Origin of the sequence: Methylosinus sp. H3A (assembly GCF_015709455.1) — a bacterium.
Taxonomy (GTDB): Bacteria; Pseudomonadota; Alphaproteobacteria; order Rhizobiales; family Beijerinckiaceae; genus Methylosinus.
Window position 1 is genome coordinate 3,443,371 of the sequence record NZ_JADNQW010000005.1, and the last position, 13,370, is coordinate 3,456,740.

Here is a 13,370-nt window from a genome sequence, read left to right on the forward strand (position 1 = left end):
CGAAGACACGACGGAACATGGAAGAGGAAGACGATGAGCCGACTCGAGGACTGGACGGCGGAGGCGACGCCGATCGATTTCGTCGACAAGGAGAGCTGGCCGATTCTCGCCGAGACGCTGCCGCCGGCGATCGCCGCTTTTGCGCGGGCCTGCGGTTTCGACGGCAGGGCCGGCGTCCATTTGCTCGCGCCGGGGCCGGAGGGCGCGCCGGCGATCGTTCTGTTCGGCGTCGAGCCGGCGGGAGCCCGCCACCGCGATCCCTTCCTCCCCGGCAAGCTCGCGACGGCGCTGCCGCCCGGCCTCTATCGGCTGCGCGAGGGCGTCTCGGACTCTTATGCGGCGGCTCTCGCCTTTCTGCTCGGCGGCTATTCCTTCTCGCGCTATCTCGCGCCGAAAAAAGAGCGTCCGCGTCTCTGCGCGCCGCAGGACGCCGATCGCGCGCGCATAGAGCGCGTCGCCGCGGCCCTCTCCTTCGGCCGCGATCTCGTCAACACGCCCGCCAATGATCTCGGGCCGGAGGCGCTGGCCGAGGCGGCTCTGGCGCTCGCTGCGCGGCACGGGGCGCAGGCGCGCGTCATCGTCGGCGACGCGCTGCTTTCGGAAAATTTCCCGCTCGTCCATGCCGTCGGACGCGCGGCGGCGCAGGCGCCCCGGCTCGTCGACATCACCTTCGGGCCGGCGGAGGCGATGAAAGTGACGCTCGTCGGCAAGGGCGTTTGTTTCGACAGCGGCGGTCTCGACATCAAGCCGAGCAGCGCCATGCTGCTGATGAAAAAGGATATGGGCGGCGCCGCCACGGCGCTGGCGCTCGCCGATATTCTGATGGGCTCGACCGCGCGGCTGCGCCTGCGCGTGCTGGTCCCGATCGTCGAAAACGCCATTTCCGCGGACGCCATGCGGCCCGGCGATATTTATCCGAGCCGCAAGGGTCTCTCCGTCGAGATCGGCAATACGGATGCGGAAGGGCGCCTCATTCTCGCCGACGCTCTGGCGCTCGCCGCCGAGGAGGAGCCGGACCTCATCCTGGACTTCGCCACATTGACCGGCGCCGCGCGCGTCGCGCTCGGGCCCGAGCTGCCGGCCTTTTTTACGGGAGACGACGCTCTGGCGCTGGAGATCGAGACCTATGGCCGCAAGCTCGGCGATCCGGTCTGGCGCCTGCCGCTGTGGGAGCCCTATGATTCGCAGCTCGACGGCAAAGCGTCGAACCTCGTGAATGTGTCGTCGAGCGCCCATGCCGGCTCGATAACCGCGGCGCTGTTCCTGCGGCGTTTCGTCGCCAAGCCCGAGAAATGGGCGCATTTCGATCTCTTCGCCTGGAGCCCTTCCGCCAAGCCCGGCCGGCCAGAGGGCGGCGAGATCCAAACGGCGCGGCTCCTCGCCGAGCTGATCGAGGAGCGCGCCGCGCGTTGGAGCGTGAAGACATGAGCGACAGTTTCGACAAGCGCCTGACTCCGGCGCGGCCCGATCTCGCCGCGCGTCATCTCGAGGGCAAGGTCGAGGCGGCGCGCTTCGTCGACGGCCGCCGCATGCAGGTGAAGGAAGGCGTCGCCGATTTGAAGCACGAGCCGCGGCCGGATGCGCGGCTCGACACGCAGGCGCTCTATGGCGAGACGCTGACCATCTATGACGATGAAGAGGGCTGGTCCTGGGTCCAGCTCGAACGCGATGGCTATGTCGGCTGGATCGCGGCCAATCTGTTGTGGAGCCGGATCGAGACGCCGACGCATCGTGTCTGCGTCCCCCGCACATTCATTTTTCCGCGGCCCGAGATCAAGGATCCGCCCTTGCTCGCACTGCCGCTCGGCGCGGAAGTGGAGATCGTCGGCGAGCGTGACAAATTCCTGATCGAGGCCGGCGGCGGCTTCATCTATCGGCCGCATCTGACGCCGCGCGAGGCGCGCGTCGCCGATTTCGTCGTGGCGGCGGAGAGCCTGATCGGCGCTCCTTATCTTTGGGGCGGCAAGAGCTGGCTCGGCGTCGATTGCTCGGGACTCGTGCAGACCTCGCTCGCCATGGCTGGCGTCGAGGCGCCGCGCGACACCGATCTCCAGGAAAAATCGCTCGGCCGCGCGCTGGACGAGGCGGAGCCGCTGCGGCGCGGCGATCTCGTCTTCTGGAAAGGGCATGTCGGCATAATGCAGGATGCGGAGCGCCTGCTGCACGCCAACGCCTTTCATCTACAGGTCGCGAGCGAACCCTTCGCGCCGGCGCGCGCGCGCATTCTGGCCTCGGGCTCGGCGGTGACGAGCGTGCGGCGCATGGCGGGGTGAGCGCCATGCCCGAGCCGCTCTATCTCGAGGATATTTTCGTCGACCGGCGCTTTCATGCCGGGCCTGTGGAAGTGACGACCGAAGAGATCAAAGCCTTCGCGACGAAATTCGACCCCCAGCCCTTTCATCTCGACGAGACTGCGGCGACGAGCAGCCTGTTCGGCGAATTGGTGGCGAGCGGCTGGCACACGGCCTCGCTCACCATGCGGCTGCTGACGGAATGCGCGCCCTTCGCCGGCGGGCTGATCGGCGTCGGCGGCAAGGTCGAATGGCTGCGGCCGGTGCGGCCGGGCGATCTTCTGAGCGTCGAGGCGACGATCCTGCGCATCTCCCCGTCGAAATCGCGGGATGATCGCGGAATGATCAAAATGCGCGTCGTCACCGCGAATCAGCGCGGCGAACCCGTGCAGCGCTTGGACGCCAATGTGCTGGCGTTCCGGCGGCCGGCGAGCGATTGACGCTCAGCTCTGGCGCTCGAGCCGCGCGACGATCGTCTCCGCCCAATGAAGCGGCGTTCCTTCCGCCGTCACGCGGAGGTCATAGGTCTCGGGCGGCGCGAATAGTTTGTTCGTGTCCTCGAAACGGCCTTTGACGATCCTGTCGACGAAAATCGTGAAAGCGTTTCCGAAGGCGACCCTCGTTTCCGGCGTCGGGCAGATGAAATCGGCGATCGCGCTATGGCCGGATCTGACGACGCAGTCGCACAACCAGCCCATGCGCCGGGCATGTTCGATCCGATCTTCGAGCGAGAAACCGAGGTCGCGATTGAGATTGGCGCGAACGTCATCGGCGTTGAACAGAACGGCGTTCAATCTGGGAGCGAGCGTTTTCGCGAGCGTCGTCTTTCCGGCGCCGGGCAGACCCATGATCAATATTTTTCGTGCGGCGTTGAACGTCACTGGATACTCGACTTTTGCCCGTTCTATTTGAACTTTTGGAAGGCGCGCAGCAGGCGCCGCAACGCGATGAGGCTGGAGGTCCGGCTCGGATCATAGCTCGGATTGCCGCCGGAGAAACCCGTCGCATAATCGGAAATGACGGCGACGGCGGCGAAAGGCAGGGCGAAGCGCTTGGCGAGGATCGCCTCGGGCGCGATCGACATGCCGAGCGCGTCGGCGCCGAGCATGCGGGCCATCTTCACCTCGGCCGGCGTCTCGAAGCTCGGACCGGAGAACCACATGAGAACGCCTTCGTGCAGCGTGACGCCGGCGCCGGCGCTCGCCTGCTTGAGGCGCCGCAGCAGCCGTTTGTCATAGGCGCCGCTCATATTCACGAAATTCTGCCCCGGGGCGCCGATGAGCGGATTCAGGCCGCCGAAATTAATGTGGTCGGTCACGCCGAGGATGGAGGAGGGCTGGAAATCGGCGTTGGTCGAGACGGCGAGGCCGGTCGAGAGCAGCGTCCGCACGTTCAAATGCGTCAATGTCTCGATCGGCGACGACATGAGGCTCGGGTCGCCATTGTCGTAGAATTCGGAGCGGCCCTTCAGAAACAGCATAGGGGCGCCGTCGACGACGCCGATCAGCAGCTCGCCGCCCTCGATCGCCGGAAATCCGGGAAGATCGGAATAGGGTATGGCGACGGCCTGCTCGCCGATATCGGCTGCGGTGAGAAACTCGCGTCCGAGAACGACCGCGGTTTCGATCGGCCCCAAAGGATTGCGCGCGCCGATGATGTCGGCCGCGTCCCGTGCGCGGGTGGTCATGAGTCGCCTCGAAAAGATTCGAATCGTCGCCGCAGACTGTGACGAAGCGGCGGCTTCGCCGCAAGGGCGCGCGCCGCTTTCATACGAGGCGATCGGGACGGCGCGAACGGTTTCCTCGCCCGCTTCGCGGGCTTCGCAGGATGAGGAAGCTCCCATCCCATCGCTCTGCCGCTTCCATGCTCAGCCGATCTCGTCGCCCTGATGCGGCTCGGCCTCGATGCGGAAGGCGGCGGCGAAGAGCGCGCGCGTATAATCGCTCTTGGGCGCGGCGAAGACGTCCGCCGCCGGGCCTTCCTCCACCACCTTGCCGTAGCGCATCACGATGAGATGCGCCGCGAGCGATTTCACCACTTTGAGGTCGTGGCTGATGAAGAGATAGGCGAGCTGGTGCTTCGCCTGCAATTCGCGCAAGAGATCGACGATCTGCGCCTGCACCGACATGTCGAGCGCCGAGGTCGGCTCGTCGAGCACGATAAATTTCGGCTTCAGCACAATGGCGCGGGCGATAGCGATGCGCTGGCGCTGGCCGCCCGAGAATTCATGCGGATAGCGGTCCATCATGGCCGGGTCGAGTCCGGTCTCGGCCAGCGCCTGGGCGACGATCTCGCGCGTCTCCTCGAAGGAGAGGTCGCGCATCTGCACGCCCAATCCTTCCGCGACGATCTCGGCGACCGACATGCGCGGCGACAGCGAGCCATAGGGGTCCTGGAAGACGATCTGCATGTCGCGGCGCAGCGGGCGCATCTCTTTGACGCTTTTCGCGTCTATGCGCTCGCCGAGATAGAGGATCGGCCCCTCCGAGCGGATGAGCCGCAGCAGAGCGAGGCCGAGCGTCGTCTTGCCGGAGCCCGATTCGCCGACGACGCCGACCGTCGAGCCGCGGCGGACCGCGAGCGTGACGCCGTCCACCGCCTTGATATGGCCGACGGTGCGGCGCAGGAAGCCGCGCTTGATCGGAAACCAGACCTTGAGATCATCAGCGGCGACGAGAACGGGCTCATTCTCGTCCTCTACCGGCGGCGCGCCCTTCGGCTCGGCGGCGAGCAGCGCCTTGGTGTAGGGATGCTCGGGCGCCGAAAAGACCTTCTCGACATCGCCCTTCTCGACGATGCAGCCGTGCTGCATCACGCAGACATCATCGGCGAAGCGCCGCACCAGGCCGAGATCATGGGTGATGAAGAGCATGGCCATGCCATAGGTCTTCTGCACGCGCTCCAGCAGAGCGAGAATCTGCGCCTGCACGGTGACGTCGAGCGCCGTGGTGGGCTCGTCGGCGATGAGCAGGTCCGGCCGATTGGCGAGCGCCATGGCGATCATCACGCGCTGGCGCTGGCCGCCCGACAATTGATGCGGAAAAGCGGTGAGACGCTCGGATGGGTTGGGAATGCCGACCTCGCCGAGCAATTCGACGACGCGCGAGTGGATTTTTTCGGCCCCGCGCGCGCCATGCAGCTCGAGAATCTCGCCGATCTGCTGCTCGATTGTCTGCAACGGATTGAGCGAGGTCATCGGCTCCTGAAAGACCATTGTGATCTTCGCGCCGCGAATGGCGCGCAGCTTGGCGTCCGAAAGCTTCAGAATATCCTCGCCGGCGAAGTCGATGCTCCCGCAAGGATGGACGGCGGCGGGCGGCAGCAGGCGCACGATGGAGAGCGCGGTGATGGATTTACCGGAGCCCGACTCGCCGACGAGCGCCAACGTGCGCCCGCGCTCGACCGAGAAGGAGACTTTATCGACGGCGAGCGTCTCCGCGCCGCCTTGCGAGAAGGCGATGGAGAGGTCGCGGACCTCGAGGAGGGGGGAGGCGGTCATGAGCGGCGGCTCGTCGCATGTGTCATTGGGAAATCGCTCGCAACAATTCGTCGACGCCGGCTCGATCGGTTCGAGCTTGGCGGAGTCCGGCCGGCAGCCGCTTTATTCTGATGTCGTTCGACACGAAATAGGCGCAGCTGGTTTCCGTCGCCGTGATGATGTGAATGGCGTCGGGCAGTTTGCAGCCGATGATGCTTCGTAGCTCGGCGGTTTTGACGAGGACTTGCCGCGTCACAGGCCTCAAATCGACAGCGAGGCTTCGTTCCAGCACATTCGAATAGAGCCGACGTCGCTCGCCCACGGATAGCGAGTGAGGCCGCTGTATCGGGGCGATCAGCTCTGCGAGCGTGAGCTCGCTGGTAACGGCGACGCCATTGCGGCTCGAAAGCGCGAGCAGCAGCTCTTGCGCAGGGCCGGCGTCATCGGCAGATGTCTCGAACGCGGCGACGAACACATTCGCGTCGAGATAGAGGAGCGGCGACAGCACTGGACTAGTCGTCCCACTCGTCGCGAAGCGAGCGAATATGCCGCGCAGCTTCCTCCGCCGACGAGAAAACGTCCCGTCTCAGGGAAAATAATTCGGCGAGGCTCATTCTGTCGATCGGGCTGTCGATCGGGCGCTCGAACGGGGTGGTCTCGGTTTCGATCGTGACGGTCACGCTCGCCTTCGGGTCGAGGCCCTCGCGCAGCTCCGGCGGGAGCTTTTCTGCGGGAAAGTTTTCTCGAATGATCTTATTCATTTCGATCGAGACTTTCTGAGCCGACAGTTCAGGGGGAGTTCGAGCGCGCTCGCGCTGACGCCTGTGCTTATGCGCGCAAATCCTATCATCTCTGCGCCACGAAGTCTTCCTCGTCGCCGGCGCTTCATCTGAACGTCTTTCTCGGGTCGAAAGCGTCGCGCACCGCTTCGCCGATGAACACCAGAAGCGAGAGCATCAGCGCGATGATGACGAAGCCGGTGAGGCCGAGCCAGGGCGCCTGAAGGTTGGATTTGCCTTGCAGCAGCAATTCGCCGAGCGACGGCGAGCCCGGCGGTAGGCCGAAGCCCAAGAAGTCGAGCGATGTCAGCGTCGTGATCGAGGAATTGAGCACGAAGGGCAGGAAGGTCAAGGTCGCGACTGTCGCATTGGGCAGAAGATGGCGCGTGATGATGCGGAAATTGGAGAGGCCGAGCGCGCGCGCGGCGTTCACATATTCGAAATTGCGCGCCCGCAGAAATTCCGCGCGCACCACATGCACCAGCGACACCCAGGAGAACAGCAGCAATATTCCGAGCAGCACGAAGAAGCCGGGCGCGAGGAAGGAGGAGATGATGATGAGCAGATAGAGCTGCGGCAGCGACGACCATACTTCGATGAAGCGCTGGAAGACGAGATCGATCCACCCGCCGAAAAAGCCCTGCACGGCGCCCGCGGCGACGCCGACGATGGAGGAGATGCTCGCCAGAATGAGGCCGAACAGCACTGATAGTCGGAAACCATAGAGCAGACGCGCGACGACGTCGCGGCCTTGATCGTCGGTGCCGAGCCAGTTCCATTCGATCGCCGAGCAGCCGAGATGCGCTTTCTCCGGCCCCAGCTTCTTGGCCGCAGCGGCCTCGCATTGCGCCTTGGAGAGCATCCATGTCGGCGGCGAGGGCGCAGGCGTCGGCAGATCGAGATTATGCGTGTCGTAGGAATAGCGAACCGGCGGCCAGATGATCCAGCCATTCGCCTCGATCTCTTTCTCGATCGTCGGATCGCGATAGTCTGTGCGCGCGAGAAAGCCGCCGAACTTCTCTTCCGCATAATCCTTGAAGATGGGGAAGAGCAGCTCGCCCTTGTAATAGGCGAGCACGGGCTTGTCATTGGCGATGAAGTTCGACGCCAACGAGAGCAGAAACAAGGTCATGAACAGAAAGAAGGACCAATAGCCTCTGGAATTGGCCTTGAAGTTCTGCAGCCGGCGGCGATCGATCGGCCGCAGGCGCAAGAACCCGCCGTCGGGAATCTCCGGCGCGAGCTTCGTCATCGTGGCGGGGGCGCTCGTCTCATGCATCGCTCAGACCTCGCGCGTCTCGAAATCGATGCGCGGATCGATCCATGTGTAGGTGAGGTCCGAGAGGAGATTCACCACGAGGCCCAGCAGCGCGAAAATGTAGAGATTGGCGAACACCACCGGATAATCGCGATTGACGATGGATTCGTAGGAGAGATAGCCGAGCCCGTCGAGCGAGAAGATGGTCTCTATGAGCACGGAGCCGGTCAGGAACGCATGCACGAAGGCGCCCGGAAAGCCGGAGACGACGATGAGCATGGCGTTGCGGAACACATGGCCATAGAGCACGCGATTCTCTGTGAGGCCCTTCATCCGCGCCGTCTGCACATATTGCTTGCGGATCTCGTCGAGGAAGGAGTTTTTGGTCAGAAATGTCTGCGTCGCGAAGGCGCCGAGCGTCATGGCGAGCACGGGCAGGCAGATGTGCCAGAAATAATCGCCAATTTTGCCGATGAGCGACAGCTCGGCGAAATTCTCCGATGTCAGTCCGCGTAGCGGAAATATCTGCCAAAATGAGCCGCCGGCGAAGAGCACGATGAGGAGCATGGCGAAGAGGAAGCTCGGAATCGCATAGCCGATGATGACGAGATTGGAGGTCCAGGAGTCGAAACGCTCGCCGTCGCGCACCGCTTTGGCGATGCCGAGCGGTATGGAGACGGAATAGGAGATGAGCGTCATCCATAGGCCGAGCGACATGGAGACGGGCAGCTTCTCGCCGATGAGCTTCAGCACGCTCTCGTCACGGAAATAGCTGCGGCCGAAGTCGAAGACGGCGTAATTCTTCACCATCAGCAGGAAGCGTTCCCAGGCCGGCTTGTCGAAGCCGAACTGTTTTTCCAGCTCGGCGATGAATTTGGGGTCGAGCCCCTGCGCGCCGCGATATTTGGAGGCCGATTCCGCGCCGGCTCCGGGCGTCGCCGCCCCGCCGCGGCCGACGTCGCCGCCGCCGCCGGAAAAGCGCGAGGTCGCGCCGGCGTCCAGTCCCTGCATCTGCGCGAGGACGCGCTCGACGGGCCCCCCCGGCGCGAATTGCACGATGACGAATGAGATGAGCATGATGCCGAAAATCGTGGGGATCATCAGCAGAAGCCGTCTCGCTATATAAGCTCCCATTTCGCTTCAGCGTCCTTTGAAATTGATCTTGCGCGCTTTTTCTTCGTCCCACCACCATGTCGAGGCGATGCCCAGGTCGAAGCGTGGATGCTTGTCGGGACGCCCGAACACGTCCCAATAGGCGATCCGAAACGCCGGCAGATAATAATGCGGAATCCAGTAGCGTCCGGCGATGAGCACGCGGTCGAGCGCGCGGCAGACGGCGACCAACTCCTCGCGCGTCGTGGCGATGAGCGCCTTTTCGATCAGTGCGTCGACGACCGGGTCGTCGACGCCGATATAGTTCTGCGATCCCTTCGAGCGCGCCGCCTGCGAGCCGAACAGCACGCGCAGCTCCTCGCCCGGAGAGTAAGCGATGCGATAGCGGATCGACATCACGTCGAAGTCGTAGCTGTCGAGCCGCGATTTATATTGCGCGGCGTCGACGATGCGAATCCGCGCATTGATGCCGAGCAGCTTGAGATTCTTGATGAATGGCTGGGTATGGCGTTCGTACATGCTCGAGAAATCGAGAAATTCGAACTCCAATGGCTTTCCGTCCGGCAGATACAGAATGCCGTTCTTGCGCGTGCATCCGGCGGCTGCGAGTAAATCACTCGCTTTGCGCAGAAGCGCGCGATCCTGGCCGGAGCCGTCGGACACCGGCGGCCGGAATGGTTCGCCGAAAACTTCTGCCGGCAGGCGGTCGCGGAAAGGCTCTAGCAGCGCTCTCTCCGCTTCGCTCGGCGCACCGACCGCCTTGAGCTCGGAGTTTTCGAAAAAGGACGTTGTCCGCTTGTAGGAATCGTACATGATATTTTTATTGGTCCACTCGAAATCCCAGGCATAGCCGATCGCCTCGCGCACGCGCTTGTCCTGGAATACCGGGCGGCGTGTGTTGAAATACCACCCTTGCGTCCCCGATATGTTCTCATCCGGGATGATCTCGCGTTTCACGCGGCCGTCATGAATAGCTGGAAAATCATATCCGGTCGCCCATACGGAAGAGGTAAACTCTTCGTGCGTGGTGAAGGCGCCGGCTTTGAAACCCTCGAAGGCGACGTTGCGGTCAGCGAAATATTCGAAGCGGATCACGTCGAAATTGGCCTGGCCGACATTGACCGGCAAATCCTTCGCCCAATAGTCCGGCACGCGCTGAAACGAGATGTAACGGCCCGGATCGAGTGGACCGACCTTATAGGCCGAGGAGCCGAGCGGCGGCTCGAGCGTGGTCTCGTTGAATTTGTGCTTGGTGTAATAGGCTTTGGAGAAAATCGGCTGGCTGGCGACGATGATCGGCAGATCGCGGGCGCGGCCGGGCGCGAGCTTCACGACCAGCACATGGTCCGCTTCGGCCGTGGCGCTGACGAGATCTCGCAGCGATTGCGAGATCATCGGATGGCCTTCGGTCTTGAGAAGGTCGAGCGAGAAGGCGACGTCATGGGCCGTGAGCCGTGAGCCGTCGTGAAAGCGCGCCTCTTTGCGTAGGAAGAAAGTGTAGGTGAGCTTGTCGGCCGAGATGCGCAGCGTCTCGGCCACGAGCCCGTAGAGCGCGTCCCGCTCGTCGAGGCTCCCGGTCATCAGCGAGTCATAGACGAGGCCGACGCCCGCGGCCGGATTGCCGCGCAAAATATAAGGGTTGAGCGAGTCGTAGCTGTTTTTCTCCGGCGGCGGCGGCTCCATCACCAGCGTTCCGCCCTTGGGCGCGCTCGGGTTCACGTAAGCGAAATGCGGAAAATCCGCCGGCTCGGCGAGCTCGCCGAAGATGGAGAGGCCGTGGCTCTCGGTCTCGCCCGGCGCGGCATCCGCTAGCGCGGGGCGCACGGCCCATCCCGGCAGGGCGAGCCCCGTGAGGCTCGAGAGGGCGGCGAGCGCCCGGCGGCGCGTCACAGGAAGAAAATTGCGGGTTTCGGCCAAGGGCTATCTCGCTTTCGGGGCGTCTTCTCGGACGCGAGCGCAGCGGCGCCCGCGAATCCCGCGATTATGTCGGATTTTCAGGATGAAGCCATATGAGATTGCAGTCGCTTCCCCTATGACGCGCGAGCCGGGGCCGCGGTTCCGCCTTTCGCGGCAGCGCGCCGGATAGGCCCGGAAAGCGCCGCTTTTCAGGCAGCGGGACCGCGGGTGGGCCTCTCCAGCGCGGTTTGCGGAAGCTAAATGTTGTCTCCACTGGCAAAGGCGCCGTATTCGATGGCCCCTTTCGTATCGCGTCGGGAGCGCACCGAAATGACCAGAGAGCCCCGCCCGTTTCGCCACCAGGCCTTCATCGACGGCGCCTTCGTCGGCGCCGACAATGGCGCAACCTTCGCCGTTCGCGATCCGGCGACGGGCGCGGTATTGGCCGAGGTTCCGGACATGGGCGCGGCCGAGACGCGGCGCGCGATCGAGGCGGCCGAGCGCGCGCTTCCGACGTGGCGCGGCAAGCTCGCCAAGGAGCGGGCGCAAATTCTGCGGCGGCTGCATGATCTCCTGCTCGCCGATCAGGAGCGCCTCGCGCAGATCATCACCGCCGAGCAGGGCAAGCCGCTCGCCGAGGCGCGTGGCGAGATCGCCTATGGCGCGGCCTATTTCGACTGGTTCGCGGAGGAGGGCCGCCGCGTCTATGGCGATGTGATCCCGCAGCAGGCGCGCGAGAAGCGCATTCTCGTGTTCAAGCAGGCGATCGGCGTCACCGCCGCGATCACGCCCTGGAACTTCCCTTCCGCCATGATCGCGCGCAAGGCCGGCGCGGCGCTCGCCGCCGGCTGCACAATGGTGGTGAAGCCCGCCGAGCTGACGCCTCTCTCGGCCATAGCGCTCGCCGAGATCGCGCAGCGCGCCGGCGTGCCGGACGGCGTGCTCAATGTGGTGACGACCAACGACCCTGCCAACGTCGGCGTGGAGCTCACCTCCAACCCGACGGTGCGCAAGATCACCTTCACCGGCTCGACCGAGGTGGGGAAGATTCTTCTGCGCCAGGCGGCGGAGAATGTGCAGAAATGCTCCATGGAGCTCGGTGGCAATGCGCCTTTCATCGTCTTCGAGGACGCCGATCTCGATCTCGCGGTGAAGGGCGCGCTGGCGACCAAATATCGCAACAGCGGCCAGACCTGCGTCTGCGCCAATCGCTTCCTGGTGCAGAAGGACGTCGCCGAGACTTTCGCCGCCAAGCTCGCCGAGGCTGCGTCGAAGCTGAAGGTCGGACGCGGCGTCGATCCCGGCGTCGTCATCGGCCCGCTGATCGAGGAGGCGGCGGCCGCGAAAGTGGAGCGCCTCGTCGCCGACGCGCGCGCGCATGGCGCGAGAGTGCTGACCGGCGGCGCGCGCCACGCGCTCGGCGGCACATTCTTCGCGCCGACCGTGCTCTTCGACGTACGGCCGGACATGCAGATTTTCGAGGAGGAGATTTTCGGCCCCGTCGCCGCGATCATCCCCTTCGAAGATGAGGCGGAAGCGATCCGCCTCGCCAATTCGACGCATTATGGCCTCGCCGCTTATTTCTATAGCCGCGACATAGCGCGCGTGTTTCGCGTCGCGGAGACGCTCGAATTCGGCATGGTCGGCGTCAACGAGTCGCTGATGTCGAGCGAGGCCGCGCCTTTCGGCGGCGTGAAACAGTCGGGCATGGGACGCGAGGGCTCCAAATACGGCATAGAGAGCTATCTCGAGATCAAATATGTCTGCCTCGGCAATATGTGAGGCGTTCAGCCCTCGCGGTTCGGCGTGCCGAGCACATGCACGTCGGGCGCGAGCATCACATTGTCGAAACGCTGCGTGAACATCGCCGCCGCGAAGAAGGCGACGGCGCGCAGCGTTTCCTTTCCCGTATTGACGAGATCGTGCCGCAGCGGCGTCGGAATGACGAAGACGTCGCCGGGCTTCACATGATGCGTCTCGCCGCCCTCGGCGCGCAATTCGCCGGAGCCTCCGAGGATATATTGCGTCTCCTCGGTCGCGTCCGTGTGCCAGCCGAGCCGTCCGCCGGGCGCGATCTCATAGACGATGGTCGAGGATTGCGTCGCGCCATGCTCGCCGCAGGAGGCGAAGGCGCCGGCCCAGCGAACGCTGGGATCGTCCACGCCGCCGACTTGCGCGCGCGGGAGCCGGTCGGTGTCGACGACGTAAATAGCGCTCATCGTTCTTCTCCGAAATTCTAATCGAATTTTTCGCGGGCGGCGCCCGCCGCCGCAAGCCTAACGCGCCGCGCGAGGCTTCGTTCCAGAAGCGCTCGCCGTCCGAGAGCGCGCTTGACTCTGCGGTTCGGCGCGGTTCTATTGACCGCGATGGTTCCCATCTAGGGATCAAAAGGGAATGCGGTGAGCGCCGGAGACGGCGCGAAGCCGCGGCTGCCCCCGCAACTGTGAGCGGTGAGCCGAGGATCAAATAGCCACTGGAGCGTAAGCTTCCGGGAAGGCGATCCGAAGGTGTCGACCCGCGAGCCAGGAGACCTGCCATCAGTCGTGGTCACGCGC

At 64.2% G+C, this 13,370-nt stretch carries 13 protein-coding genes and 1 riboswitch; of the genes, 4 read left to right on the forward strand and 9 right to left on the reverse strand.

The genetic code is table 11. From position 1 onward, the window contains the following. The first annotated feature begins 33 nt into the window (after positions 1-33). Genes IY145_RS18905 through IY145_RS18915 form a run of 3 tightly spaced genes read left to right on the forward strand, consistent with a single transcriptional unit; the run spans position 34 to position 2,731 of the window. Positions 34-1,428, forward strand: a complete 1,395-nt coding sequence (locus IY145_RS18905; protein WP_196409625.1) for a M17 family metallopeptidase — start codon at positions 34-36, stop codon at positions 1,426-1,428. After that, on the forward strand, positions 1,425-2,273 hold the full coding sequence (locus IY145_RS18910) for an NlpC/P60 family protein (protein WP_196409626.1): 849 nt from the start codon (positions 1,425-1,427) through the stop codon (positions 2,271-2,273). The genes IY145_RS18905 and IY145_RS18910 overlap by 4 nt, the downstream gene beginning before the upstream one ends. 5 nt (positions 2,274-2,278) lie before the next feature. Further along, on the forward strand, positions 2,279-2,731 hold the full coding sequence (locus tag IY145_RS18915; protein ID WP_196410611.1) for a MaoC family dehydratase: 453 nt from the start codon (positions 2,279-2,281) through the stop codon (positions 2,729-2,731). A 3-nt stretch (positions 2,732-2,734) separates the two neighbouring features. On the opposite strand, the gene IY145_RS18920 is transcribed toward IY145_RS18915, so the two are convergent. From IY145_RS18920 to IY145_RS18955, 8 genes are all read right to left on the reverse strand, one after another. Continuing rightward, positions 2,735-3,172 (reverse strand): adenylyl-sulfate kinase, encoded by a 438-nt coding sequence (locus IY145_RS18920; protein WP_312030610.1) that lies wholly within the window; start codon positions 3,170-3,172, stop codon positions 2,735-2,737. A gap of 23 nt (positions 3,173-3,195) precedes the next feature. Continuing rightward, entirely contained in the window at positions 3,196-3,978 is a 783-nt protein-coding gene (locus tag IY145_RS18925) for a purine-nucleoside phosphorylase (RefSeq protein WP_196409627.1), read from the reverse strand. A gap of 180 nt (positions 3,979-4,158) precedes the next feature. Next, positions 4,159-5,790: an ABC transporter ATP-binding protein gene (locus tag IY145_RS18930; RefSeq protein WP_196409628.1), complete on the reverse strand. Its 1,632-nt coding sequence runs from the start codon at positions 5,788-5,790 to the stop codon at positions 4,159-4,161. A 22-nt stretch (positions 5,791-5,812) separates the two neighbouring features. After that, complete coding sequence (locus IY145_RS18935) at positions 5,813-6,277, reverse strand: type II toxin-antitoxin system VapC family toxin (RefSeq protein WP_196409629.1); 465 nt, start codon at positions 6,275-6,277, stop codon at positions 5,813-5,815. Between the two features lie 4 nt (positions 6,278-6,281). Continuing rightward, the gene (locus IY145_RS18940; RefSeq protein WP_196409630.1) at positions 6,282-6,530 is read right to left on the reverse strand and encodes a hypothetical protein; all 249 of its coding nucleotides are present in this window, start codon (positions 6,528-6,530) and stop codon (positions 6,282-6,284) included. A 124-nt stretch (positions 6,531-6,654) separates the two neighbouring features. Beyond that, positions 6,655-7,827, reverse strand: coding sequence for an ABC transporter permease (locus IY145_RS18945; protein WP_196409631.1), 1,173 nt, complete (start codon positions 7,825-7,827; stop codon positions 6,655-6,657). A 3-nt stretch (positions 7,828-7,830) separates the two neighbouring features. Next, the gene (locus IY145_RS18950; protein WP_196409632.1) at positions 7,831-8,940 is read right to left on the reverse strand and encodes a microcin C ABC transporter permease YejB; all 1,110 of its coding nucleotides are present in this window, start codon (positions 8,938-8,940) and stop codon (positions 7,831-7,833) included. A 6-nt stretch (positions 8,941-8,946) separates the two neighbouring features. Beyond that, entirely contained in the window at positions 8,947-10,836 is a 1,890-nt protein-coding gene (locus tag IY145_RS18955) for an extracellular solute-binding protein (protein WP_210332691.1), read from the reverse strand. 309 nt (positions 10,837-11,145) lie between these two features. Between IY145_RS18955 and IY145_RS18960 the strand changes: the two genes are divergently transcribed. Continuing rightward, entirely contained in the window at positions 11,146-12,597 is a 1,452-nt protein-coding gene (locus IY145_RS18960) for an NAD-dependent succinate-semialdehyde dehydrogenase (protein WP_196409633.1), read from the forward strand. Between the two features lie 5 nt (positions 12,598-12,602). Here the strand turns inward: IY145_RS18960 and IY145_RS18965 are convergent, their stop codons facing one another. Next, positions 12,603-13,034, reverse strand: a complete 432-nt coding sequence (locus IY145_RS18965; RefSeq protein WP_196409634.1) for a cupin domain-containing protein — start codon at positions 13,032-13,034, stop codon at positions 12,603-12,605. Positions 13,035-13,165: 131 nt separating this feature from the next. Continuing rightward, positions 13,166-13,369, forward strand: a riboswitch (cobalamin riboswitch). The last annotated feature ends 1 nt before the right edge of the window (position 13,370 follow it).

Excerpts from the sequence above, each read along its gene's own strand:
- IY145_RS18965 (WP_196409634.1), bottom strand. The coding sequence starts at position 13,034 with ATGAGCGCTATTTACGTCGTCGACACCGACCGGCTCCCGCGCGCGCAA.
- IY145_RS18950 (WP_196409632.1), bottom strand. The coding sequence starts at position 8,940 with ATGGGAGCTTATATAGCGAGACGGCTTCTGCTGATGATCCCCACGATT.
- IY145_RS18915 (WP_196410611.1), top strand. The coding sequence starts at position 2,279 with ATGCCCGAGCCGCTCTATCTCGAGGATATTTTCGTCGACCGGCGCTTT.
- IY145_RS18930 (WP_196409628.1), bottom strand. The coding sequence starts at position 5,790 with ATGACCGCCTCCCCCCTCCTCGAGGTCCGCGACCTCTCCATCGCCTTC.
- IY145_RS18940 (WP_196409630.1), bottom strand. The coding sequence starts at position 6,530 with ATGAATAAGATCATTCGAGAAAACTTTCCCGCAGAAAAGCTCCCGCCG.
- IY145_RS18945 (WP_196409631.1), bottom strand. The coding sequence starts at position 7,827 with ATGCATGAGACGAGCGCCCCCGCCACGATGACGAAGCTCGCGCCGGAG.
- IY145_RS18925 (WP_196409627.1), bottom strand. The coding sequence starts at position 3,978 with ATGACCACCCGCGCACGGGACGCGGCCGACATCATCGGCGCGCGCAAT.
- IY145_RS18910 (WP_196409626.1), top strand. The coding sequence starts at position 1,425 with ATGAGCGACAGTTTCGACAAGCGCCTGACTCCGGCGCGGCCCGATCTC.
- IY145_RS18905 (WP_196409625.1), top strand. The coding sequence starts at position 34 with ATGAGCCGACTCGAGGACTGGACGGCGGAGGCGACGCCGATCGATTTC.
- IY145_RS18960 (WP_196409633.1), top strand. The coding sequence starts at position 11,146 with ATGACCAGAGAGCCCCGCCCGTTTCGCCACCAGGCCTTCATCGACGGC.